This is a genomic window from Mycolicibacterium elephantis DSM 44368 (genome assembly GCF_004014805.1).
GTDB classification, from domain to species: domain Bacteria; phylum Actinomycetota; class Actinomycetes; order Mycobacteriales; family Mycobacteriaceae; genus Mycobacterium; species Mycobacterium elephantis.
On sequence record NZ_ATDN01000090.1, the window covers coordinates 1 to 205 of the forward strand.

The 205-nt window shown below is 59.5% G+C and carries 1 pseudogene; it reads right to left on the minus strand.

What is annotated here, in order from left to right:
* Nucleotides 1-144 (minus strand): annotated as a pseudogene (locus tag MELE44368_RS27275) (MCE family protein); the annotation flags it as partial.
* Between the last annotated feature and the right edge of the window lie 61 nt (nt 145-205).

A 205-nucleotide genomic window follows, 5' to 3' on the forward strand; every position in this document is an offset into this window, starting at 1 on the left:
CAACCCGGCGCGATCCGAGATGACGGTGACGGGAACGGTTTTGGTGAAGTCGCCGCGGAACAACGCGATGGCAAGACCGATGATCGCCACGATGGCGACGACCATCGCCAACCCGGTCAGGGGACGCACAGCACTTTGTTTCATCAACGTTGCGCCTACCCTGAGAGGTTGAAGTTGCCGTTGGAGCCGTATACCGACAGTGAGA